The sequence below is a fragment of the Pseudomonas sp. genome, assembly GCF_050739775.1.
GTDB lineage: Bacteria > Pseudomonadota > Gammaproteobacteria > Pseudomonadales > Pseudomonadaceae > Aquipseudomonas.
The window spans coordinates 18,454-41,039 of the sequence record NZ_JBOICA010000041.1 but is presented as its reverse complement, the minus strand read 5'-3'; the positions used below and the strand labels follow the sequence as shown (position 1 = coordinate 41,039).

At 61.8% G+C, this 22,586-nt stretch carries 20 protein-coding genes and 1 pseudogene; 11 read left to right on the top strand and 10 right to left on the bottom strand.

Annotated elements, in window-relative coordinates; genetic code table 11:
- The first annotated feature begins 351 nt into the window (after positions 1-351).
- On the top strand, positions 352-954 hold the full coding sequence (locus tag ACRESH_RS19715; RefSeq protein WP_431743547.1) for a hypothetical protein: 603 nt from the start codon (positions 352-354) through the stop codon (positions 952-954).
- A 62-nt stretch (positions 955-1,016) separates the two neighbouring features.
- Here the strand turns inward: ACRESH_RS19715 and ACRESH_RS19710 are convergent, their stop codons facing one another.
- Entirely contained in the window at positions 1,017-1,793 is a 777-nt protein-coding gene (locus ACRESH_RS19710) for a TatD family hydrolase (protein WP_431743546.1), read from the bottom strand.
- A 2-nt stretch (positions 1,794-1,795) separates the two neighbouring features.
- Positions 1,796-2,791, bottom strand: coding sequence for a catabolite repressor/activator (cra, locus tag ACRESH_RS19705; protein WP_431743545.1), 996 nt, complete (start codon positions 2,789-2,791; stop codon positions 1,796-1,798).
- Between the two features lie 283 nt (positions 2,792-3,074).
- Between cra and ptsP the strand changes: the two genes are divergently transcribed.
- Genes ptsP through ACRESH_RS19690 form a run of 3 tightly spaced genes read left to right on the top strand, consistent with a single transcriptional unit; the run spans position 3,075 to position 8,617 of the window.
- Complete coding sequence (gene ptsP, locus ACRESH_RS19700) at positions 3,075-5,933, top strand: phosphoenolpyruvate--protein phosphotransferase (RefSeq protein WP_431743544.1); 2,859 nt, start codon at positions 3,075-3,077, stop codon at positions 5,931-5,933.
- Complete coding sequence (gene pfkB / locus ACRESH_RS19695; protein ID WP_431743543.1) at positions 5,934-6,884, top strand: 1-phosphofructokinase; 951 nt, start codon at positions 5,934-5,936, stop codon at positions 6,882-6,884.
- Positions 6,881-8,617 carry a PTS fructose-like transporter subunit IIB gene (locus ACRESH_RS19690; protein WP_431743542.1) on the top strand — a complete coding sequence of 579 codons (1,737 nt, stop codon included), beginning with the start codon at positions 6,881-6,883 and terminating at the stop codon, positions 8,615-8,617. Before pfkB ends, ACRESH_RS19690 begins: the two co-directional genes overlap by 4 nt.
- Here the strand turns inward: ACRESH_RS19690 and ACRESH_RS19685 are convergent, their stop codons facing one another.
- From ACRESH_RS19685 to ACRESH_RS19670, 4 genes are all read right to left on the bottom strand, one after another.
- Positions 8,618-8,848: a DUF3820 family protein gene (locus ACRESH_RS19685; protein ID WP_157191170.1), complete on the bottom strand. Its 231-nt coding sequence runs from the start codon at positions 8,846-8,848 to the stop codon at positions 8,618-8,620.
- Positions 8,849-8,998: 150 nt separating this feature from the next.
- Positions 8,999-10,492, bottom strand: coding sequence for a diguanylate cyclase (locus tag ACRESH_RS19680; RefSeq protein ID WP_431743552.1), 1,494 nt, complete (start codon positions 10,490-10,492; stop codon positions 8,999-9,001).
- Between the two features lie 155 nt (positions 10,493-10,647).
- Entirely contained in the window at positions 10,648-11,982 is a 1,335-nt protein-coding gene (locus tag ACRESH_RS19675; protein ID WP_431743541.1) for an OprD family porin, read from the bottom strand.
- Between the two features lie 206 nt (positions 11,983-12,188).
- Positions 12,189-12,413, bottom strand: a complete 225-nt coding sequence (locus ACRESH_RS19670; protein WP_431743540.1) for a hypothetical protein — start codon at positions 12,411-12,413, stop codon at positions 12,189-12,191.
- 281 nt (positions 12,414-12,694) lie between these two features.
- On the opposite strand from ACRESH_RS19670, the pseudogene ACRESH_RS19665 reads away from it, so the two are divergent.
- Positions 12,695-12,976, top strand: a pseudogene (locus ACRESH_RS19665) (PAS domain-containing protein); the annotation flags it as partial.
- 237 nt (positions 12,977-13,213) lie between these two features.
- Positions 13,214-14,278, top strand: coding sequence for a methyl-accepting chemotaxis protein (locus tag ACRESH_RS19660; RefSeq protein ID WP_431743551.1), 1,065 nt, complete (start codon positions 13,214-13,216; stop codon positions 14,276-14,278).
- A gap of 6 nt (positions 14,279-14,284) precedes the next feature.
- Here ACRESH_RS19660 and ACRESH_RS19655 read toward each other — a convergent pair whose 3' ends face one another.
- From ACRESH_RS19655 to norR, 4 genes are all read right to left on the bottom strand, one after another.
- Positions 14,285-15,025, bottom strand: a complete 741-nt coding sequence (locus ACRESH_RS19655) for a YkgJ family cysteine cluster protein (RefSeq protein ID WP_431743550.1) — start codon at positions 15,023-15,025, stop codon at positions 14,285-14,287.
- Between the two features lie 5 nt (positions 15,026-15,030).
- Positions 15,031-15,342 (bottom strand): hypothetical protein, encoded by a 312-nt coding sequence (locus ACRESH_RS19650; protein ID WP_431743539.1) that lies wholly within the window; start codon positions 15,340-15,342, stop codon positions 15,031-15,033.
- 79 nt (positions 15,343-15,421) lie between these two features.
- Entirely contained in the window at positions 15,422-16,321 is a 900-nt protein-coding gene (locus ACRESH_RS19645; protein ID WP_431743538.1) for a chemotaxis protein, read from the bottom strand.
- 80 nt (positions 16,322-16,401) lie between these two features.
- Positions 16,402-17,955, bottom strand: coding sequence for a nitric oxide reductase transcriptional regulator NorR (gene norR, locus ACRESH_RS19640; protein ID WP_431743537.1), 1,554 nt, complete (start codon positions 17,953-17,955; stop codon positions 16,402-16,404).
- Between the two features lie 153 nt (positions 17,956-18,108).
- On the opposite strand from norR, the gene hmpA reads away from it, so the two are divergent.
- From hmpA to ACRESH_RS19615, 5 genes are all read left to right on the top strand, one after another.
- The gene (gene hmpA / locus ACRESH_RS19635; RefSeq protein WP_431743549.1) at positions 18,109-19,290 is read left to right on the top strand and encodes an NO-inducible flavohemoprotein; all 1,182 of its coding nucleotides are present in this window, start codon (positions 18,109-18,111) and stop codon (positions 19,288-19,290) included.
- A 171-nt stretch (positions 19,291-19,461) separates the two neighbouring features.
- Positions 19,462-19,932: a phosphate-starvation-inducible protein PsiE gene (locus ACRESH_RS19630; protein ID WP_431743536.1), complete on the top strand. Its 471-nt coding sequence runs from the start codon at positions 19,462-19,464 to the stop codon at positions 19,930-19,932.
- A 219-nt stretch (positions 19,933-20,151) separates the two neighbouring features.
- The gene (locus tag ACRESH_RS19625) at positions 20,152-20,652 is read left to right on the top strand and encodes a hypothetical protein (RefSeq protein ID WP_431743535.1); all 501 of its coding nucleotides are present in this window, start codon (positions 20,152-20,154) and stop codon (positions 20,650-20,652) included.
- A gap of 9 nt (positions 20,653-20,661) precedes the next feature.
- Positions 20,662-22,077 (top strand): PAAR domain-containing protein, encoded by a 1,416-nt coding sequence (locus tag ACRESH_RS19620; RefSeq protein WP_431743548.1) that lies wholly within the window; start codon positions 20,662-20,664, stop codon positions 22,075-22,077.
- The gene (locus tag ACRESH_RS19615; RefSeq protein WP_431743534.1) at positions 22,074-22,469 is read left to right on the top strand and encodes a hypothetical protein; all 396 of its coding nucleotides are present in this window, start codon (positions 22,074-22,076) and stop codon (positions 22,467-22,469) included. The genes ACRESH_RS19620 and ACRESH_RS19615 overlap by 4 nt, the downstream gene beginning before the upstream one ends.
- The last annotated feature ends 117 nt before the right edge of the window (positions 22,470-22,586 follow it).

Genomic DNA, 22,586 nt, shown 5'->3' with positions numbered 1-22,586 from the left:
TCGGAGCGTCCGAAGCGCCCTACCGATAGCGCTACGCAGAGGAACAATGCACAGGCCGGCGCTGGAAAGGAAACTGTCGGGATGGTGTTTGTCGTCGACAGCTGTTTGTACGTTGTAGCCAACCGTTTCGGTGCCACAGCCGCTCGTTGCTCTGATGCAGCCTCTTTGCTTATAAATCGAGCACACTGCAACAGACCCAGCGCCGAGCGCTGGTTACAAATCAACCGCGCTGCACAGGTGACCCTGCCAAGGCGCAGGCCATCATAGATCATCAGCAGAGCCTGCTCCGTTCAGGTTCTGCGCTACATACGAAGGGCAACTGATGCCCTCATTTTTTTGCTGGGGCGATGGATGAAACAAGGGCGGGTTTTGGCTCTGATGCTGATGTACGTGATCTTGACTGGCTGCGCCACCGCGCCACCCAGGGATCAGAACAATCTCTGCAATATCTTCCGCGAATACCCTGACTGGTACGAAGAGTCGCTGCAGATGCAGCAGAAGTTCGGCACGCCGCAACACGTGGCGATGGCGATCATGAAGCAGGAAAGCAGTTTCGTTCATGATGCGCTGCCACCCCGTGATTACTTGCTGTGGGTGATTCCCTGGGGGCGCGTCAGTTCGGCCTATGGCTATGCGCAAGCCCAGGACCCGGTCTGGGGTGAGTACAAAGACGGCACCGGTAATGGCGGCTCGCGGGACAACTTTGATGACGCGATGATGTTCATTGGCTGGTACACCGATGGCACCCAGAAGCAGCTTGGGATCTCCAAGTGGGACGTCTACAACCAGTACCTGGCTTACCACGAGGGGCGCGGTGGTTTCAGTCGCGGCACTTATCGCAGCAAGCCCTGGCTGATGCAGGTGGCGCGCAAAGTCGAGCAGCAGTCGAAGATCTACAGTGCGCAGCTCAAGCAGTGCCGGGCAGAGCTGGAGGACGATCGCGGCTGGTTTTAATCCGGCGTGACCCTGTGGGGAATTGTGTAGGGCTGCGGCAAGTTACGAGCTGAGACAGGTGGCTACCAGCCAAACAGCTCACAAGCATTGCGCGTACTCACCTCAGCCAACCGATCCACTTCAATCCCGATCACCTCTGCCAGCGCGGTAGCAATCTGCGGCAAATGCTCGGGACTGTTGCGCAGCCCGGCATACATCACCGGCGCCATATCCGGTGCATCGGTTTCCAGAACCAAACTTTCCAGCGGCAACTGTGGCAGCACCTTGTGCAAGCGCAGTGCTTGCGGCCAGGTCGCGGCACCGCCCAACCCCAGTTTGAACCCGAGCTTGTGATACTCGCGCGCCTCTTCAAAGCTCCCCGCGAATGCGTGAATGATGCCGCCGCGCTGGAGTTTGTAACGCTTGAGCGTGGCAATCACCGCGGCATGACTGCGGCGCACATGCAGCAGGGCGGGCAGGTTGAAATCGACAGCCAGTTGCAGCTGGGCTTCGAACCAGTGCTGCTGGCGCTCGCGGTCCAGTTCCGGCAGGTAGTAGTCCAGGCCGAATTCGCCTACGGCACACAACTGACGCTCGCCGCGCAGGCGGCTCAACCAGTCGCCCAGTTCATGCAGATGTTCCGGGCGGTGCTGGCCGAGGTAGACCGGGTGCAGGCCGAAGGCGGCGTACAAGTGCGGGTCGCTACACACCAGGTCCCAGATCCGCTGCCAGTTGTCCTGATACACCCCCAGCACCACCATGCGTTCGACACCCGCCGCCCTGGCGTTGGCCAGCAGGGCCGTACGGTCAGGGTCGAAATCCGGAAAATCCAGATGGGTGTGGGTGTCGATCAGGCGCATGGTCAGGCCTTGATGATTCGCTGTTTGAAGGTTCGACTTACGGCATGCACGCCCGATTCGTAGTGTTTCTCTTCAACCGCGGCCAGGGCCAGTTTCAGGGCTATCTCGGCCATCACACCGTGTTGCTGGGCCATGGCGTTGACCGGCAGCGGCAAAAAGTCGAGCAGCTGGTTGTCACCGAAGGTGCCCAGCTGCAGGCTGCGCGAGTCGGCCGGACGCGCCTGCAGCACGTCGAACACCCCTTGCAGCAGTACGTAGGAGGTGGTGACCAGGGCATCAGGAAGACCGCCTAGCTCGGCGAGCAGTTCGTTCATCAGGCGCTGGCCGCACTCGCGGCTGAAGGCTTCGCCCTGGTAGCGGCTGATTTTGCCGCTAAAGCCCAGTAGGGCTTCATCGAAACCACCGGCGCGGGCCTGGCTGACGCTGAGCTCCGGGCGTGCGCCGATCAGGGCGATGTGCGCGGGCTTGGTGGCGAGCAGGCTGCGGGTCAGTTGCAGGCTGGCGTTGCGGTCGTCGCTGACTACCGAGCAGAAGTGCGCCGGGTCCAGGCTACGGTCGATGGCAATGATCGGCAGGCCCTTGGCCTGCAACTGGCGGTAGCTGTCGTCACCGGCAGGCAGGCAACTGGCGACAAACAGTGCATCGCAACGGCGGGCACGGAACAGCTGCTGCAACTGGCGCTCGCTCTCGGGCTGGTCGTCGCTGCTGGCAATCAGCAGTTGGTAACCTTTGGCCCGGGCGCCTTGTTCCAGTTGCTTGGCGATGCGTGCGTAGCTGGGGTTTTCCAGGTCCGGGAGAATGAACCCCAGGGTCTTGGTGTGGCGGCTACGCAAGCCGGCAGCCTGCGGGTTGGGGGTGAAGCCATGGGCTTCGACCACCGCACGCACACGCTCCACTGTGCTGTTGCTGATGCGTTGCTGTTCGGCCTTGCCATTGATGACATAGCTGGCAGTGGTCACGGACACACCGGCCAGACGGGCGATATCGCTGAGTTTCACCGCAAATTCCTTGTTATACCGGGGCTGCTTGCACAGCCTGACCGGGGATTGTCGCCGATTCTGTGATCGAGGCGCAGACGACCATTGTCGCAATTGTCCGACAAGATGGGGCTTCATTGATCGAAGATTATCGAGTAACGTGTTCTCAATTATAGATTAAACGTTTCAGCAGGCGAATTTTCTGCCGAACCAACGCCTGCTGAGGGCCGAGAGCAACTGGCCCTGTGCTGAAACATTCACAACAATACCTCAGCACCCACCTGGTGCTGCAAAGGAGAAGGTCATGCTCGAGCTCACTGTAGAGCAGATATCCATGGGCCAGTCGGCTGTGGATAAGTCGGCGGCGCTGCAGCTTTTAGCCGAGCACCTGGTCAGTGACGGCCTGGTTGCCGAGGGCTATCTGGCCGGCCTGCAAGCCCGCGAGGCACAAGGTTCGACCTTTCTTGGCCAGGGTATTGCGATCCCCCATGGCACCCCGCAAACCCGCGACCAGGTGTTCACCACTGGCGTGCGCCTGCTGCAGTTTCCCGAAGGCGTGGACTGGGGCGATGGCCAGCGGGTGTACCTGGCCATCGGCATCGCTGCGCGCTCCGATGAACACCTGCGTTTGCTGCAACTGCTGACTCGCGCCCTGGGCGAAACCGACTTGGCCGAGGCGTTGCGCCGGGCCAGTTCTGCCGAGGCTTTGCTCAAGTTACTGCAAGGCGCTCCGCAGGAGCTGGCGCTGGATGCGCAAATGATCGGCCTGGGTGTGGCGGCCGAAGATTTCGACGAGTTGGTCTGGCGTGCAGCCCGCCTGTTGCACCGTGCCGACTGTGTCGGCGGCGGTTTTGCCGGGGTGCTGCAGCAGGTCGAGCCACTGCCGCTGGGCGAAGGCCTGTGGTGGCTGCACAGCGAGCAGGCCGTGCGTCAGCCAGGGCTGGCCTTTGTCACCCCACAGCAACCGTTGCGTTATCGCGACCAGCCCTTGCACGGTGTGTTCTGTCTGGCCAGCCTGGGCGCGGCCCATCAGGCCTTGCTCGAACGCTTGTGCACGCTGCTGATAGAAGGCCGCGGCCAGGAGCTGTGCCGCGCCACCAGCAGCCGCGTGGTGCTCGAAGTGCTGGGTGGCGAGGTGCCGGCCGATTGGCCCAGCGCGCGCATCGCTCTGGCCAATGCCCATGGCCTGCATGCGCGTCCGGCCAAGGAGCTGGCGCAACTGGCCAAGGCCTTTGACGGTGAAATTCGCCTGCGTCTGGTCGACAGTGGCCAGGCGGCAGTCTCGGCCAAGAGCCTGAGCAAGTTGCTCAGCCTCGGTGCCCGGCGCGGCCAGGTGCTGGAGATCATTGCCGAACCCAGGGTCGCCGCCGATGCGCTGCCGGCCTTGCTGGCGGCGATCGAGGAAGGTCTGGGCGAGGAAGTCGAAGCCCTGGCCTCGGTGGTGGAAGCCGCACCTGAAGTGCTACCGGAGCCTGAGCTTGTTGCCCCTGTAGCCGGTGCGGTGATCCAGGGCGTGGCCGCCGCGCCAGGGATCGCCAGCGGCCCGGCGCACATTCAGGTGGTGCGTGAGTTCGACTATCCGCTACGCGGTGAGTCGCTGCCGATCGAGCGTCAGCGTCTGCAGCAGGCGCTGGCGACGGTCAATGCCGACATCGGGGCGCTGATCCAGCGTAGCCAGGCCAAGGCCATCGGCGAAATATTCATCACCCACCAGGAAATGCTCGCCGATCCCGACCTGGCCGACGAAGTCGATCAGCGTTTGCGCCAAGGCGAAAGCGCCCCGGCGGCCTGGATGGCGGTGATCGACAACGCCGCGCGCCAGCAAGAGGCTTTGCACGATGCCTTGCTCGCCGAGCGCGCTGCCGACTTGCGCGACATCGGCCGACGGGTGCTGGCCCAGCTCTGTGGCGAGACCGACATCCCGGCGCCCGAGCAACCCTATGTGCTGGTGATGGAGGAGGTTGGCCCCTCGGATGTGGCGCGCCTGGACCCGACACGGGTCGCCGGCATTCTCACTGCTCGTGGCGGTGCCACGGCCCACAGCGCCATTGTCGCCCGCGCCCTGGGCATTCCTGCGGTGGTCGGTGCGGGCGATGCGGTGCTGCTGATTGCTTCGGGTACCTCGCTGTTGCTTGATGGCCAGCGCGGCCGCCTGCACGTGGCGCCGCCCGCCGATGAGCTGCAGCGCGCCCTGGCCGAACGTGAACGCCGCGAGCAACGCCTGCAACTGGCCCGCGCTCATCGCCTGGAGCCGGCTGTGACCCGCGATGGGCATGCCATCGAAGTGTTCGCCAACATTGGTGATAGCAAAGGCATCGAGGTGGTGGTCGATCACGGCGCCGAAGGGGTCGGTCTGTTGCGCACCGAACTGATTTTCATGGCCCATCAGCAGGCCCCGGACGAAGCGCTGCAGGAGGCCGAGTACCGCCGTGTCCTCGACGGTCTCGGCGGCCGGCCCCTGGTGGTGCGGACCCTGGATGTGGGCGGCGATAAGCCGCTACCTTACTGGCCGATTGCCAAGGAAGAGAACCCCTTCCTTGGTGTGCGTGGCATTCGCCTGACCCTGCAACGTCCGCAGGTGATGGAGAGCCAGTTGCGTGCCTTGTTGCGTGCAGCGGGTGATCGTCCATTGCGGATCATGTTTCCCATGGTCGGTCAGCTTGAGGAATGGCAACAGGCACGGGCCATGGTCGAGCGCCTGCGCGAAGAGATCAGCGTCAGCGACCTGCAGCTGGGGATCATGATCGAAGTGCCTTCGGCGGCCTTGCTGGCCCCGGTACTGGCCCGTGAAGTGGATTTCTTCAGCATCGGTACCAACGACCTGACCCAATACACCCTGGCCATCGACCGTGGCCACCCGAGCCTGTCGGCCCAGGCCGACGGCCTGCACCCGGCAGTGCTGCAGTTGGTCGACATGACCGTGCGTGCCGCCCATGCCCATGGCAAGTGGGTGGGCGTGTGCGGCGAGCTGGCGGCTGATCCGCAGGCGGTCGCCGTGCTGTTGGGGCTGGGCGTCGATGAACTGAGCGTGGCGGCGCGCAGCATTGCCGAGGTCAAGGCCATGGTCCGCGAACTGAACTATGAACACGCCCGGCAGCTTGCTCAACAAGCGCTGCTGCAGGGCAGTGCCAGCGCCGTACGGGCGCTGGTGGAGAACGATTGAATGGCCAAGATACTCACTCTGACCCTCAACCCGGCGCTGGACCTGACCGTCAGCCTTGATGCACTACACAGCGGTGCGGTCAACCGCAGCCAGGCCCAGCACAGCCATGCAGCGGGCAAGGGCCTGAATGTCGCACAGGTGCTGGCTGACCTTGGCCATAGCGTCACCGTCGGTGGTTTCCTCGGGACCGACAATTTGCAGCCCTTCGAGGCCCTGATCGCCCGGCGTGGCTTTGCCGATTGCTTTGTCCGTGTGCCGGGTGAGACCCGTTGCAACATCAAGCTGGTGGAAGCCGATGGCCGTGTCACTGACATCAACGGGCCGGGCCCGCAGGTCGATGCGCACGCCTGTGAACAACTGCTGGCCAAGCTGACGCAGATTGCTCCGGGCCATGATGCGGTGGTGGTGGCGGGCAGTCTGCCGCGAGGCCTCAGTCCGCAATGGCTGCGGCAACTGCTGGAAACGCTCAAGGCCATGGGCCTGAAGGTTGCTCTGGACAGCAGCGGTGAAGCCCTGCGTGCCGGGCTGCAAAGTGCTCCCTGGCTGGTCAAGCCCAACACCGATGAGCTGGGCGAAGTGCTCGGCAGCACGGTGCACAGCTTTGCCGAACAACAGCTGGCCGCCCGCCAACTGATCGCCCAGGGCATCGAGCATGTGGTGGTGTCTCAGGGCGAGCAAGGGGTCAATTGGTTCCAACAGGGGCGTGTGCTCACCGCCGTACCGCCAACGGTCAAGGTAGCCAGTACGGTTGGCGCCGGTGACTCGTTGCTGGCAGGCATGGTCCATGGCCTGCTCAGCGCGGATGCACCGGAGCAGACCTTGCGCCTGGCCACCGCGATTGCCGCCCAGGCGGTGACCCAGATCGGTTTTGGCATCAACGACCGGGCCCAGCTGGCGCAACTGGAGCACGACGTGCGCCTGCGCGAAGAACAACAAGAGGGTTGCAGATGAACATTGCCATCGTCACCGCCTGCCCCAACGGCCAGGTCTCCAGTGTGCTCAGTGCGCGTCTGCTGGAAGCCGCCGCGCAGCGTCTGGGCTGGAGCACCAGCGTTGAGGTGCATGATCCTCAGCAACCGCAGGGGCAATTGTCTGCGGCGGTAATCGCTGCTGCCGACTGGGTACTGGTGGTCAACAGCGGCCCGCTGGACTTGCAGCGCTTTGCCGGTAAGCGCCTGTTTCAGAGCACCCCGGCTCAGGCCTTGAGCGATGTCCAGCGCTTTCTCTGTCAGGCGGCGGAGCTGGCTGAAGTCTATCAGCAGGTCACCGATACGCTGTCGACGCCTGCCGAGCGCAGCGCACAAATCGTCGCTATCACTGCCTGCCCGACCGGCGTTGCGCACACCTTTATGGCTGCCGAAGCCTTGCAACAGGCCGCGCAGCAATTGGGTTACCAACTGACGGTCGAGACCCAGGGCTCGGTCGGTGCGCGCAATCCGCTGCCGCCTGCCGCGATTGCCGAGGCCGATGTAGTGCTGTTGGCCGCCGATATCGAGGTGCCCACCGAACGTTTTGCCGGCAAGCGCATCTATCGCTGCGGCACCGGCGTGGCTTTGAAACAGGCCCAGGCCACGTTGAACAAAGCCCTGGCTGAAGGCCGCGAGGAATCCGCCGGACAAAGCGCCAATGCCAGTGCGACGCGAAGCGAGAAAGCCGGGGTGTACAAGCACCTGCTCACAGGTGTCTCGTTCATGCTGCCGATGGTGGTGGCGGGCGGGCTGCTGATCGCCTTGTCGTTTGTTTTCGGGATTGAAGCCTACAAAGAGCCCGGCACCTTGGCGGCCGCGCTGATGCAGATTGGTGGCGAGGCGGCGTTCAAACTCATGGTGCCGTTGCTCGCCGGTTACATCGCCTACTCGATTGCCGACCGTCCGGGGCTGGCGCCGGGGATGATCGGTGGCCTGTTGGCCGGCACCCTGGGTGCCGGCTTCATCGGCGGCATCGTCGCCGGTTTTCTCGCCGGTTACAGCGCCAAGGCGATCAGCCGCTGGGTGCGTTTGCCCAGCAGCCTGGACGCGCTCAAGCCGATCCTGATCATTCCTTTGCTGGCCAGCTTGTTCACCGGCCTGGTGATGATCTATGTGGTCGGCACGCCAGTGGCCGGGATGCTTGAAGGGCTGACGCATTTTCTCGACAGCATGGGCACCACTAATGCGATTCTGCTTGGTGTGCTGCTGGGCGGGATGATGTGCGTGGACCTGGGCGGGCCGATCAACAAGGCCGCCTACGCTTTTTCGGTGGGCCTGCTGGCGTCGCAGAGCTATGCACCGATGGCCGCAACCATGGCCGCCGGGATGGTGCCGCCGATTGGCCTGGGCATCGCCAGTTTCATCGCCCGGCGCAAGTTCGCCCAGAGCGAGCGTGAAGCGGGTAAGGCTGCTTTTGTGCTGGGCTTGTGCTTCATCTCGGAGGGGGCGATACCCTTTGCCGCCAAGGATCCGCTACGGGTGATTCCGGCGAGTATCGCGGGCGGCGCGCTGACCGGGGCACTGTCGATGTACTTCGGCTGCAAGCTAATGGCGCCCCATGGCGGGCTGTTCGTCATGCTCATTCCCAACGCCATCAACCATGCGTTGCTGTACCTGCTGGCGATCCTGGCCGGCAGCCTGCTGACCGCAGTGGTCTATGCCGTGCTCAAGCGCAGTGAAGTGGTGGAGCTGGCGGTGCAGCCGGTCAAGGCCTGATCAGGGACGGCGGCGTGGGTGCTTTTTGCGCAGGGGCACCAGCAGCTCGCCCAGGCCGTTGTGATCGATCTCGTGCATCAAGGCCAGCAGCCCGCCGAGTTCACCTTTGGGAAAGCCCTGGCGGGCAAACCAGGCCAGGTAATGACCGGGCAGGTCGGCGATCAGCCGGCCCTGGTACTTGCCGAACGGCATTTCGCGGGTGACCAGCAGTTCGAGCGTTTCGGGATTCATGCAATGTGGTTCTGAAAGGGATGCGTCGAACATACCTGCAATCTGCATGAAGGCCAATGAGGACGGAGAAGAAACCGTGCTCAATGAAGGGGAGCGCGGCGAAGACCATGCCCTGGTCGAGGCGCTACGCAACAGGGCCTGGAGCCGTTCCTAGGTCGCGGTTTCGACGCGGTTGCGACCGTTGCGCTTGGCGCAGTACAGCGCATCGTCTGCACAGCCCAGCAAGGTCGCCAGATCTTGCTGGGCGCCTGGTGTGTAGCAGCCGATACCGATACTCACGGTCACCGAGGTGGTGTCTTCACCGAAAGGCGGCAGCGCCTCGATGCTGCGGCGAATGCGCTCGGCCAGGACCTGGGCACCATGACGTTCGGTTTCGGGCAAGACCACCAGGAACTCTTCGCCACCGTAGCGCGCCGCCAGATCTGCCGGGCGGCGGATGCTGCGGGCAATGGCCGCCGCCACCTTGCGCAAGGCTTCGTCACCGCCCTGGTGGCCATGGCGTTCATTGAAGGCCTTGAAGTGATCCACATCCACCATCAGCACCGCCAGCGGACGGTGGTTGCGCTGGGCCCGTGACCATTCCCGGCGCAACACCTGGTCGAGCTGTCGGCGGTTGGCCAGGCCCGTGAGGCTGTCGGTGGCGGCCAGTTCCGCCAGGTCTTGCTCGGCGCAGTGGCGGCGGCGCAGTTCGCGGCCCAGCAGCAAGGTCAGCCAGAGGATGCCGATGCACAGCACCCCGGTTGCGCAACTGACCAGCAAGGCCGTACGCCGCCAGGACTCGAAGACTTCATCGCCCGAACGTGCCACTACGACGATCAATGGCAGATCGGCAACCCGGGCAAAGGTATACAAGCGTGACTTGCCGTTGGTTGCGGAGTAGCCGCTGAAGCTGCCATTGCCATCGGCCAGCAAGCGTTTGAAATTGGGTCGGTCGGCGAAGTTGGCACCGATCGGCGTGTCATCCGGGTTACTCGACTGACGGGCCAGCAGGACGCCGTTGGTGTTTATCAGGTTGATGCTGCTGTCACTGCCGATATCCAGACGCTTGAACAGATCGGTGAAGTACGACAGGCGCAGGGCGCCGGCGGCCACCCCGGCAAACTCGCCGTTGGGGCCATCAATACGTCGGCTGAAGCTGATGCACCAGTCGAGGTTGCCCAGACGTGCCTTGAACGGCGGGCTGATCACCAGCTCCGTGCTGGCATTCTGGCGATGGGCGAGGAATACCTCGCTGTCGGCGAAATTGGCTTGGCGAGGAATCACGCTGGTGGAGTCGGCAACCACATTGCCCTGGGCGTCGAGCCAGAGGATGTGGCTTCGCACCGGCGTGGTGAAGGCCTGATTGAACAAGACCTGTTGGCGCAGTTCGGCGGGTAGCGCGCGCAGTTGCGGCTGCTTCACCGCCCAGATCAGGCCGCGCAGGGACAGGTCGTAGAGTTCGACATTGCGCACGATGTCGCTTTCGATCAGATGGAGGATATTGCTCGCCGAGCGGGTGGCGCTCTGTTCGATGTTGCTGCGCTCGCGCATCAACAGGTAGCTGACGATGGTCACGATGGCGAGCACTGCAAGGCAACTGCCCAGGTTCAGGATCAGCTCCGGATGAGACTTGTACAGGGCGGATCGCTGGGATCGGGAGGGCAAAGTCATGGTCGCTGCAGCTGAAGACCGTCAGAAGAGTCGCGGCGTGGTTACGCGGCGGCAGTATTCTAGGGGGCGCGGGATTGTCGAACAAGAACTTTGGCGGCGAACCGACAGAAAGAGCTGGCTAGAATGCCAGCTCTTGTTCCCGGGCGGGATCAGAAAATGTTCAGGGGGTAGTCGACAATCACCCGGTATTCGTCAACGTTGCGGTCGATCTGCGAGTAACCCTGGCTGCCACGGTGACTGGCCCAGCGCAGCAGGACCGAGAGGTCTTTGAGGTTGCCTTGCTGGAACACGTACTGCAGGTCGATGTCGCGCTCCCAGTGACGGGCGTTCTCGCCATCGGCGTTGTACCAGTGCTCGCCGTAGCCGACGCTGTTGGGGTCGACCTTGGTCAGGTCCAGTTCACCGCGTGAGTAGGAGACGATCGAGGTCAGGCCGGGAATGCCCTGGCCGCTGAAGTCGTAGGCATATTTGAGCTTCCACGAGCGCTCGTTGGGGCCGTTGAAGTCCGAATAGATCTGTGAGTTGTCCAGATAGATGCTGTCGCCCTGGTTGATGTAGTCGAACGGGGTGTTGCCGTTGACCCGTTGGTACACTGCGGTGAGGCTGTTGTAGCCGACATTGACGCTGAAGTGCAGGCTGTAGGTGTTGTTGTCGATGTTGCCGAGCAGCGCCTGGCCGGTGTCCTGGGTGTGGTAGAAGTGCAGGCCCGGGTTGAGGCTGACCAGGTCGTTCACCTGGTAGGTGTAGTCGAGGTCGAAGTAGTACTGGCTCCAGATGTCCTTGAGCTCGGAGGCGTACAGGCTCGACGTCAGGTTCGGCACGCCGCTCCAGGCCATGCCGGCCCAGTTCAGGTGGCGGCTTTGGCGATCATCCGGCAAGGCGCCGTAGTAAGTGTCGATACGGCGGTGGCCGCTCTGGTTGTAGGGCTTGGTGAAGCTGGCCTGGCCGGCTTCGAGCATCAGCCCTTCGACGCTGTTGTTGGTCAGGCTGACGCCACGGAAGGTCTGCGGCAGCATGCGCGACTCACCGCCGGCAATCACCGGGTTGCTCAGAAACAGGTCGCCGGCCTTGAGTTCGGTGTCGAAGGCCTTGAGTTTCACGGCGGCACCGGCGCTCGAGAAGGAATCGTGGGCCTTGCCCGGTTCCCCGTCCCCCTTGGTGTTGATCGGCAGGATGCTGGTACCGGACGTACCGCCACCGCCATCGAGTTTCAGGCCGAGCATGGCATGGGCATCCAGGCCGAAACCGAGCGTACCCTGGGTGTAGCCCGATTCGAACTTACCGAGAAAACCCTGTCCCCATTCCCGATTGTCACGCACGCCGCGGTCCAGCTGATTGCGGTTGAGGTAGTAGTTGCGTGCATGCACGTTGAGGCTGGAGCCTTCGATAAAGCCTTCGGCTTTTTCCTCGTCGGCCTGGGCATTGAAGGGGATCGTTGCAACCAGTGCAACGAACAGGGGGGTGAAGCGTAAAGCAGTGTTCACCGGGGTGGACTCCTTGAGGTGAAGGTAAGGCATTTTTTATTGTGCGAAAGATGATCGTGTTATGAACAAACGGGCCAGCAGGCTGGCACTTTTCGACACACCAAAAAAAAGCCGCTGATCATTGGCGGCTTTGAAAGACAACCGCACTGGTGCTCAAGTCACCTGTGCGGTCATCTAGGGAGTCGAAGGGAGAAACGGGGGGGCGATCAGCTCTCTGCGGCGTCACTCGAGGAAACCTGGGAAGCGGTCTGTTCTGTAGGTTTTGACGATAGCTCTGGCTGGGCGGCAAGGGCTTGGCGAGCCTGATCGTGGACGGCGGAAAGCTCAGCATTGCGAGCGACGAACGCCTGGGATTCCTCGGCCATGGCCAGGGGGGACAATAACAGGGAAGACAGGACGAATACGCTGGCAACACCCATACTGTTGGACATTTACAACAACCTTCTTGCGGAGCAAGTGTTAAGTAGGTCCGAGTAAATTAGTCGGAAATACCCGCAAGAAACAGTGACTTTTTCGAGAAGTACTATTGCGTTAAAGGTAATAGTCGCTGGGCAAGCCGGCGCTTACAGACTGGCCCGCTTTGTAGCCGCTGCTGTCAGGCTACGGGGTGGTGGCCAATTGCCAATATCCTGAGCTGGATCAAGGAATCGGGCCAATTTGTCACTAGAGTCGTACGCCCTGCCGATTCTCCCAATAACAACGAGTGCCTCCGATGAAGAGCAATATGCCTGTGACCGGTCGCAATGTGGATTATCCCGATGACGCCAATATCCTTTCCACCACTGACCTCTCCAGTGCGATCACCTACGCCAATGACGATTTCGTCAAGATCAGCGGATTCAGCCATGAAGAACTGATGGGCAGTGCCCACCATATCGTGCGCCATCCCGATATGCCGCCACAGGCATTCGAGCAGATGTGGCAGACCCTCAAGAGCGGCCGCTCGTGGATGGGGCTGGTGAAGAATCGATGCAAGAATGGCGATCATTACTGGGTCAGTGCCTTCGTTTCGCCAATCGCCAGCCAGGGCCATATGGTGGAGTACCAGTCGGTACGGACCAAGCCTAGCGCCGAGCAGATCGAAGCCGCCGAGCGTTGTTATGCACGGTTGCGTAGCGGTCGAAAGTCCTGGTGGCAGCGCTTGCCGGTGCTGGGGCTTGGCTGGCAACTGTGGGCAGGGGTAACCCTTGGGCTGGTGCTGGTGTCGGCGCTTAGTCGGCTGTTGTTGCCGGTGTTGCCCTGGCAAGGCGTACTGGAGCTGCTGTTGGCCAGTGGCTTGAGTGCGTTGGTTATTCTTGCCGTGCTCAAGCCTTTCCAGCGCCTGTGTGCCGAGGCCCTGGCCATTGCCGATAACCCGTTGAGCCAGCAGCTGTGCACCGGCAGGCGTGATGGCATTGGTCAGATCGATTTCGCCTTGCGCATGCTCAAGGGCCAGCTCGGCGCAGTGGTCGGGCGCATCGGTGATGCTTCCCGGCGCCTGGCCGGGCACAGCGGTTCCCTGGCGCAGTCACTGCAAAGCAGTCACAGCAACAGCTTGGAGCAGCAGGGTGAAGCCGACCAGATTGCCACCGCGATCAACCAGATGGCCGCCAGTGTCGCCCAGGTTGCCAGCAATGCCCAGCAAGCATCCCGGGCGGCCGATCAGGCCGAAGGTGAAACCCAGGCCGGACATCAGTTGGTGGACCTCAACCGCTGTGCGATCCAGGAACTGGCCAATTCGCTGGATGCTGCCACTGAGGTTATCCACAACCTGCAGAACCACAGCAGTGAGATTACCGGGGTAGTGGAGGTGATTCGCGCGATTGCCGAGCAGACCAATCTGCTGGCACTTAACGCCGCCATCGAGGCCGCCCGGGCGGGTGACCAGGGCCGCGGCTTTGCCGTGGTCGCCGATGAAGTGCGCGGCCTGGCGCAGCGCACGGCACAATCGACCCACGAGATTCAGCGGATGATCAGCGTCCTGCAGAACGGCGCGCGCGATGCCGTGCAGGTGATGCAGCAGAGCAGCGAACATGCCGGGCACAGTGTCGATCAGGCCAGGCACGCCGCCGGTGCGCTGGACGGCATCAGCCTGCGGGTCAAGCAGATCAGCGAGATGAGTGTGCAGATCGCCGTGGCGGTGGAACAGCAGAGCCAGGTCAGCGAGAGCATCAACCGCAACATCATCAGCATTCGCCAGGCCAGCGAATCAACGGTGCAGGTCGGTCAGCAGAGCCACCTCAGCGCTACCGACGTGGCCGCACTTGCCGAAGACCTGCGTCGCCTGGCCGCCGAGTTCTGGCGGCGTTGCCATTGAGTTTGCTCAGAAGCCGATGAAGCTGTAATGGGCGGCGGCTTCGCTGCGGACCCGGGCACCGCAGGCCTGGAGTTGTTCGCACAATTGCGGGTCGAGCACGTGCAGGGTCCAGGGGGTGATCTGGCTCTCTGTGCGCGCCTGCTGTAATGCCTGGGCCAGGGCCTGGGTGTCAGGCAGGTAGGCGGTGAAACCGTTGCCCTTCAAGGCGCTGGTGTCGATGCCCAGTGCCTGGCAGATGGCGACCTTGCCACGGATGTCGTCGCGGTCGGCCTGACGCGAGCGTTCGATCAGCTCGGCCAGGCGCCGGTCGACCGGATGTTGGCCGTGAATCAAGGGTGGGCCGCTTTGCCAGGCCTCGCTAGGGCAATCCTTGGTTTCGGGGCGCAAGGGGATGTGCGGGTTGATTTCCATCGGGTAGATGCGGCAGACCAGCGGCCGGATTTCGTAGATGGTGCAGCGGTCTTCGGCATCCAGGTTGCGGCAGCGCTCAGGGTTGAAGGCGGCGAAGGTGATCGCCACATGGGCCTCGGTGCTGCCGCAGGGCACAGGCCAGGAGCGACGCAAGGCGTGTTCACGCTGATCGGCAGGCAAGCCCAGGCCGTTGGCCAGGAAGGCTTCGATCAGGACGATGACCTGTCCGCCAGTGCCCGCCCACTGGCGGGCCTCGCTCAGGGTCAGGGGGACGTGATGGCCGGTGCAGCATTTGCCGCAGCCGGTGCAGTCGAAGCGGATATCGTGGGTTTGCACAATGTTCACGGTTTAGAGGGGGCCCATTCGGTGACGAAGGCGGCCTGGCGTTGCCGTTCGTACAGGCACAGCTCGGTGCCCTTGCGGTTGTTCATGTGTTTCTGCGGGTAGCGACCTTCGAGCAGCAGCGCGCTGTAGCCGACGCGGTCGTCGAACTCGGCGGGCTTGCCCAGTACCTTGACGTTTTTCAGGGCACTGGCGGCAATGCAGTGCTCATTCATCTGTGCGTAGTACTCATTCCAGGCCTGATCGCTGGAGGCCTGGACGAGGGTACTGAATGCAGCGCAGCCGAGCAGAGTGCAAAGGAAGGCTTTCATGACAGGTACTCGATCGACAATGGGCTCGATTGTGCCTGAGGTTCAGGCACTTGCAAGCACCGCGGTCATCGGTTGTGTGTCAGTTTTCTGCGAAGGCCATGGCCCGCGCTGCGACGATCAGGCAGTCGGTCAGCTCCGGCGAGGAGAACTTGGTCAGCACCGCGTTGGCCCCGGCGAGCCTGGCTTTTTCGCTGTTCATCGCGCTGTCCAGAGAGGTATGCAGCAGCACGTAGAGGTGCTGAAAGTCCGGGGTGTCGCGCAGGGTGCGGGTAAAGGCGTAGCCGTCCATCTCGGACATTTCGATATCCGAGACCACCACATTGATTTCCTGCGCGGTGCCTTGCAGCTCCAGCAGGGTGTTGATCGCATCCTTGGCGCTGCGCGCGGTGTGACATTCGATGCCGAGGTTGCGCAGGGTATGCACCGACTGCTGCAGGGCAACCTGGCTGTCATCGACCACCAGGATGTTAGTGGCAGCGAGCACGGCGGCATCCTCCGCGCTCAGTTCGCTGGTGATCACTTCGTGGGCGGGCGGGGCGATGCCATGAATGACTTTTTCGATGTCCAGCACCTGGACCAGGGTGTTGTCGACCCGGGTGACACCGGTGATGAACGACTTGCTGCCTGAACCATAGGGCGGCGGCTTGATGTCGGTGCTCAGACAATGAACGATCTTGCTGACCGCCTGCACATGCAGGCCCTGCTTGGAGCGGCTGATATCGGTGACGATCAGGCAGCCGCCTTGGGGATCTTCCAGTGGCCGTTCGCCAATGGCGCGGGACAGGTCGATCACCGCCAGTGAGTTGCCGCGCAGGGTGGCCACGCCTTTGACGTGGGGGTGCGACTCCGGCAGTTTGGTCAGCGCTGGGCAGGGGATGATTTCACTGACCTTGAGCAGGTTGATCGCCATCAGCTTGCCGCTGCGCAGGGTGAACAGCAGCAGCGACAGTGAGTCCGCGCGGGCATTGTGCGAGGCCATAGGCACCTTCAGGACAGATTGAATGGGGGAGATGCCGGGTTATCGACCCGCCAGCCCCTGGCTTTAATCACTTGCTCGAATCAGCGTAGACCCAGTCGCTTGGCCAAGCGACCGAGATTAGCCCGGTCCAGGCCCAATTCGCGGGCGCTGCCGGCCCAATTGTGCTGATGGCGTTCAAGACACGCCTGGATCAGCTGACGCTGGTAATCATCGAGGGCCTGGCGCAGGTCGCCGCCAGGCAGGGGCGCGTCGGTAGGTTGCGACCCCGGGTTATGGCTGAGGACCGCCTCGACGGGTCTGAGGTCCAGGTCTGTGGCGTCAAGGGTCAGGATCTTCGGACGCTGACGGTGCTGACCCAGGGCCTTGAGCGCCGAGCGGCCGATCAGGTGTTCCAGTTCACGCACGTTGCCCGGCCAGTCGTAGGCCAGCAGGGCAGCCTGGGCTTCGGCACTCAGGCGCAGGCTGCCCAGGCCCATGCGTGAGCGATTGTGTTCGAGAAAGTAGCCGCTGAGCAGCAGCACATCACGCCCGCGTTCGCGCAGCGGCGGCACCAGTAACGGGTAGACACTCAAACGGTGATAGAAATCGGCGCGATAGCGGCCGGCACGCACTTCATCGGCCAGGTCGCGGTTGGTGGCGGCGATCAGGCGCACATCGACCCGGTGCTCCTGATCCGAACCCAGTCGCTGTAATTGCCCGCTCTGCAGCACACGCAGCAGCTTGGCCTGTACCGCCAGGGACAACTCGCCGACTTCGTCGAGGAACAGCGTACCGCCGTTGGCCAGCTCGAACTTGCCGCGCCGTTCGCCGACGGCGCCGGTAAAGGCGCCGCGCACATGGCCGAACAGCTCGCTCTCCACCAGGGTGTCGGGCAAGGCCGCGCAGTTGAGGCTGATCATCGGTTTGTCGGCACGGCTCGAGGTCTGGTGGATGGCCTGGGCCACCAGCTCCTTGCCGACCCCGGTTTCGCCGGTGATCAGCACCGTCAGGTCGCTGCTGCCGACCAGCTGGATTTCCTCCAGCAGGCGCTTATGCGTTTTACTCTGACCGATCAGTTCCTTGTGTTGCTGGCCGCTGGCCTGGCGATACACCTCGGCGCGTTCGTGCTCATCCTCGGCACGCAACGCCAGGCGCTCGATGCGTTCGGCAACATTGACCGTGGCGGCAGCCAGGCTGGCAAAAGCTTGCAGGGCATCGGGCTCGACCTGCTGGAACTGTTCCGGGTCCAGTGCATCGAGGGTGATCAGGCCCCAGGGCTGTTCATCGACGAACAGCGGGCAGCCCATGCAGTCGTGGACTTCCAGGTGCTGGTGCAGGCCTTCGACCAGTCCATCGTAGGGGTCGGGCAGTTCACTGTCGCTGGCAAAGCGGGTGGGGGCACTGTTGTTGAGGATGGCCTCGAAGCGTGGGTGCTCGTTGACCTTGAAGCGTCGCCCCAGGGTGTCGGTGCTCAAGCCATCGACTGCCAGCGGTACCAGCCAATCGCCGTCCAGGCGCAGCAGCGCGGCAGCGTCGCAGGGCAGCAGGCTGCGCATGGCTTCGAGCAGGCGTCGGTAGCGTTCGCGCTCGGGCAAGTCGCGGGCCAGGTCACTGACCAATGGTAGCAAGGCAGTGAGCAGGGATTTTGCGGTCATAAAGACTCCTATTAGTCTAATTGACTATATCGCAGCTGTAGTCGTTATGACTCATTAATTTATAACCAATTGATTTATAACGATTTTAAAGTTGGCATGGAAACTGAATTAGCCAAGGCATTCATCAAGAAGCCACAGGCTCAGGAGTCATTTATGCTCAATGCCCAGGATCGTGCGATCGTCAAAGCCACTGTTCCCCTGCTGGAAAGCGGCGGTGAGGCGCTGACCACTCACTTCTACAAGCTGATGCTCAGCGAATACCCGCAGGTGCGTCCGCTGTTCAACCAGGCTCACCAGGCCAGCGGCGACCAGCCTCGGGCCTTGGCCAACGGTGTGCTGATGTATGCCCGGCACATCGACCAGCTTGAACAGCTGGGTGGCCTGGTCGGCCAGATCATCAACAAGCATGTGGCCTTGCAGATCCTTCCGGAGCATTACCCGATTGTCGGTAGCTGCCTGCTGCGTGCCATCGAAGAAGTGCTCGGCAAGGAAATCGCTACCCCTGAAGTGATTGCAGCGTGGGGCGCCGCCTACCAGCAACTGGCCGACATTCTTATCGGTGCGGAGGCCGATATCTATGCCCAGAAACAAGCCGCCCCCGGTGGCTGGCGTGGTGCGCGGGATTTCAAACTGGTGCAGCGCGTCGATGAAAGCTGCGAGATCGTTTCCTTCTACTTCGCCCCGGTCGATGGTGGCGCGATTCTCCAGGCTGAACCGGGTCAGTACATCGGCCTGCAGCTGTTCATCGACGGTGTGGAACAGCGTCGCAACTATTCGCTGTCGGCCCTGAGCAATGCCGGTCGGTACCGCATCAGCGTCAAGCGCGAAGCCGGTGGCAAAGTATCCAACTACCTGCATGAGCAACTGGCCGTGGGCGACAGCCTGAAACTGTTCCCGCCATCGGGCGAATTCACCTTGAGCGCCAGCGACAAACCACTGGTGCTGATCAGCGGCGGCGTCGGCATCACCCCGACCTTGCCGATGCTTGAAGCGGCGCTGGCAAGTGGTCGCCTGGTGCACTTTATCCATTGTGCACGCAACGGCGCGGTGCACGCGTTCCGCGATTGGGTAGATGGCTTGGCGGCGCGTCACCCGCAGGTCAAGCGCTTCTACTGCTACGCCGAAGATGATGGTGTCAGCGAACCTGGCGATGCTGTTGGCTTGCTGACTGCCGATCAGTTGAACGAATGGCTGCCCCTGGAGCGTGACCTGGATGCCTACTTCCTCGGCCCCAAAGGCTTCATGGCAACCATCAAGGGTCACCTCAAGGGCCTGGGTGTCCCTGAGAAGCAGAGCCGCTACGAGTTCTTCGGCCCCGCCTCGGCGCTGGAATAACGCGGTTTCCCGATCCTACGGTTGAAAGTGCAAGGCACAGCCAGTGATGGCTGTGCCTTGCGACGTTTGGTCGCCTTCTCAAACAGGGCGCCTGGCCTTTTTACTGCATGCAGAAAAAGCGTCATGCGTGTGGCGCATCATCCTTCCAGCCGTATCAAGGGATCCGAAATCGTGAACATCAAATGGGCAGACAAACTGCGTAAAGGCCTGCATGGCTCGGCCGACTCGCTGGGCAACCTCTGCGTCGAAGCGTTTCACTACCTGGCCTTGTTCGGCATCGGTGCGATCACCGCCTATGCGGCGGTGGCGACCTTCATCGATATGCTCAACAAGGGCGGTATCAGCGTCGATGACATCCTGCTGTTGTTCATCTACCTCGAGCTGGGGGCGATGGTGGGGATCTATTTCAAGACCAACCACATGCCGATCCGCTTCCTGCTCTATGTGGCGATCACCGCGTTGACCCGTCTGCTGATCGGCGATGTCTCGCACCATAAAGCGCCGGATGTCGGCTTGCTGTATGTGTGTGGCGGTATCTTGCTGTTGGCGTTTGCGATTCTGGTGGTGCGTTACGCCTCGTACCAGTACCCGTCGACCAAGGCTATCGATGCGAGTGGCAAGGAGATCGAGGAGAGTAAGTAACACCTGGTTAATACATGTAGTGATTGACCGGGGGATTGCGGGGTGGGTTCAAGGGAGGCGCCGAATGGAGTTTGCTAACCCGGTTCCGCTCACCCCGCCCCTTCAGGCTTCAGTGATTTCCGAGAGTGTTGTGAGACATTTCTCTATCGTTCTCGGTCGCGCTTTTATCTTTAAGTGCCGTGCTAGGTTCCGGGCTCTACTTGCCCAAGGAACCAGTACATGCCAAGGAAAGATCTCCCCGCGATCTGTTTTACCAATGCCCTGACATCACAGCTCTTGGCAGAGCTGAGTGAGCTTCCCTTTACCGATGAGCCGACATCCGCGTTCAGCCCCCAGGCGTTGGTGTTGGTCAACGAGCTTGAATGCTTCGCCCAGAACCACCCGATAGCGGCCATTTATCGGGTAGCGGTACAAGGCAGCCAGAGCCGCGATGGTGGCACCATCCGGCACGCAAGTTCTCCCTTGGAAATAACCCTTCAAGACGGCAACGTCGCATGTGTGGCGCTGGTTGGCGATGAGGTCGAATACCCAGATGGCAGCCAGGCGCGAATCGTCAGTGGCGCCGGACAGCACGCCAATTGGAACGACCGAGGCTTTGCCTTGGTTGGCAGCGTGCTGAGTAATGGTGATGAAATTATCAACACCCCCCAAGACTCGATGTTGCTCACCCAATTGACGGGCGTGCCGATGTCGGACGACTTCCTGACGGTCGAGGGGTGAAGTATGGGCATGCGCTCCAACATGTTCGGCCGGGGTGAGGGGCTTCACGGCGACAAGACCACCACAGGTGCAACCTGCCTGAGCAGCTTGCCGCAAGCTGCACATTGCCAGCGTGGCATCCTGCGCAAAGGGGATGTCACCACGCTTTGCCCGAAATGCGGTAAGTCCGGAAAGATAATCGAAGGAGATTCACGCTTCACCTTCTACGGCATTCCGGTGGCCGTGGACGGCATGATCGTGCTCTGCGGCTGTCCGCCCGGCACCAATCGGCTGGTTGCCCCCTTGGGGGAATGGATCGGCCCGGGCGGACCGGCGGCGTCCCGATCTGCTCAAACTGCTAATCGTGCGGCGGCTTCACCTACCTCGGATACTTCCCGCTTCGCGCCTGCCGCCCGCGCCGCGCCAGGCATGTCTGCAGCACCGGGGACGCTGGAACCTGGTTTCTATGTAGTGCCGCGCAGCATGTCCGGCCAGCAAGTGCTGATTGAGCTTGGCGGAGAAAGCCGCTACCTGTCGGCTCGGCTGCACCGGCTTAATCCGACCTTTGCCCAAGGCTACAAGGCGGGTGAGCTGTTCGTCATCGGTGATCCGAACAACGGCACCGCCTGTACGCGTGAGGAAGCCCAGTTGATGGCCGCTGCCGCTCAGGTCCGCGAGGCGCTGACGCCGCTCAATGAGGACGAGGCCAACTTCATGGTCCGCTACCAGGGTGTGATTGCCGGGTTGCTCAGTGGCGCGAGCCTGTCGATGGGGGTTGGCAAAGATATGCTCGACCAGGGGTTGCGGCAGGTCCAAGGCAGCTTGCGTGCGCTTGAGCAACTGCACCAACGCATGTTCAGCACCTTTGGGCATCTGAATAGCCCGGAGTTCTTCGCCTCACGTCAGCAGTTGTACCGCCAGCTGGATGCTCAGTTGAAGAGCGCGTTCCTCAACAAGCTGTTGAATCTGGGCAGTTACGACACTTTGCGGCGCGACCTGGGTATTTCCACCAAGAGCCTGGTGCACCACTGGAGCCGCGCCGGTGCGCCGGGTGAGATTCCGGGGTATGCCACGCATCTGGATCAGGTGTCGAAGACGGCGAAGTACCTTAAGTACGGCGGCTTTGTCGGGATTGCGTTAGGTGGCGGTGCATCAGTACTCAAGGTACAGGAAGTGTGTCGAGCCGGGGAAACTGAAGCGTGCAAGAAGGTCCGCTTTACTGAGGCGGGGAGTTTCTCTGGAGGATTAGGTGGTGGTATGGCTGGCGCCTATTTAGGAGGAAAGACTGCCGTGGCCGTATGTGGTGGCGCGGCCGTGGCTGGTGGAGTTGGTGTAGCCGTTTGTGGAATTGTATTCGTCGGAGGTGGAGCGCTTGCGGGCGGACTGGGCACTGGCGCTGGTGGCGAATGGCTTGGGGAATTTTTATACGAAAAGATCAATCCATGAGCGGTTTCTGGAGTACTTGGTGGGCATTCACCTTCATGTTGGCCCCGTTTGTGATCGGGTTAGCGGGCGTGGTCATGGAAACCTATTTAGCCCGCAGCCGTGACTTCGACATCATCATTGCAAGTCTTCCAAACAGCGTTTGGCTAAAGTTGCAAATACCTTTCTGGGGGACGACAAGGTTGAAATCCCGCTGCTACTTACTCAGTACAATCTGTGGCGCAATGCTCTATCCAAAGTTAAGTGTTCGCTTGGGAATGATGGACGCAGAGGATTTGCGCAACTTTCCACCACGACTGCGGCGTCGAATGTTGATCGCTTCCTGGCTGCTAATCATTGCTGCTGTCTGGCTTGCGATAGGCCTTGTCTTGATCAAGCTTTCCCCAACAAGGTGAGAGGCTGGGAGTTTTGCTGGTGCTAGGCGGTGGCGCTCTTGGTTTTTTGGCTGGGCAGGCTGGCGTTACTTATGTTTGTGGCGCGGTTCTAGCCCTGACAGGGCCAGTGGGCGGGGC

Excerpts from the sequence above, each read along its gene's own strand:
- ACRESH_RS19625 (WP_431743535.1), top strand. The coding sequence starts at position 20,152 with ATGCCAAGGAAAGATCTCCCCGCGATCTGTTTTACCAATGCCCTGACA.
- ACRESH_RS19685 (WP_157191170.1), bottom strand. The coding sequence starts at position 8,848 with ATGAATCCCGAAACGCTCGAACTGCTGGTCACCCGCGAAATGCCGTTC.
- ACRESH_RS19620 (WP_431743548.1), top strand. The coding sequence starts at position 20,662 with ATGCGCTCCAACATGTTCGGCCGGGGTGAGGGGCTTCACGGCGACAAG.
- ACRESH_RS19715 (WP_431743547.1), top strand. The coding sequence starts at position 352 with ATGAAACAAGGGCGGGTTTTGGCTCTGATGCTGATGTACGTGATCTTG.
- ACRESH_RS19690 (WP_431743542.1), top strand. The coding sequence starts at position 6,881 with ATGAACATTGCCATCGTCACCGCCTGCCCCAACGGCCAGGTCTCCAGT.
- ACRESH_RS19615 (WP_431743534.1), top strand. The coding sequence starts at position 22,074 with ATGAGCGGTTTCTGGAGTACTTGGTGGGCATTCACCTTCATGTTGGCC.
- ACRESH_RS19710 (WP_431743546.1), bottom strand. The coding sequence starts at position 1,793 with ATGCGCCTGATCGACACCCACACCCATCTGGATTTTCCGGATTTCGAC.
- pfkB (WP_431743543.1), top strand. The coding sequence starts at position 5,934 with ATGGCCAAGATACTCACTCTGACCCTCAACCCGGCGCTGGACCTGACC.
- ACRESH_RS19645 (WP_431743538.1), bottom strand. The coding sequence starts at position 16,321 with ATGGCCTCGCACAATGCCCGCGCGGACTCACTGTCGCTGCTGCTGTTC.
- ACRESH_RS19670 (WP_431743540.1), bottom strand. The coding sequence starts at position 12,413 with ATGTCCAACAGTATGGGTGTTGCCAGCGTATTCGTCCTGTCTTCCCTG.
- hmpA (WP_431743549.1), top strand. The coding sequence starts at position 18,109 with ATGCTCAATGCCCAGGATCGTGCGATCGTCAAAGCCACTGTTCCCCTG.
- ACRESH_RS19650 (WP_431743539.1), bottom strand. The coding sequence starts at position 15,342 with ATGAAAGCCTTCCTTTGCACTCTGCTCGGCTGCGCTGCATTCAGTACC.
- ptsP (WP_431743544.1), top strand. The coding sequence starts at position 3,075 with ATGCTCGAGCTCACTGTAGAGCAGATATCCATGGGCCAGTCGGCTGTG.
- norR (WP_431743537.1), bottom strand. The coding sequence starts at position 17,955 with ATGACCGCAAAATCCCTGCTCACTGCCTTGCTACCATTGGTCAGTGAC.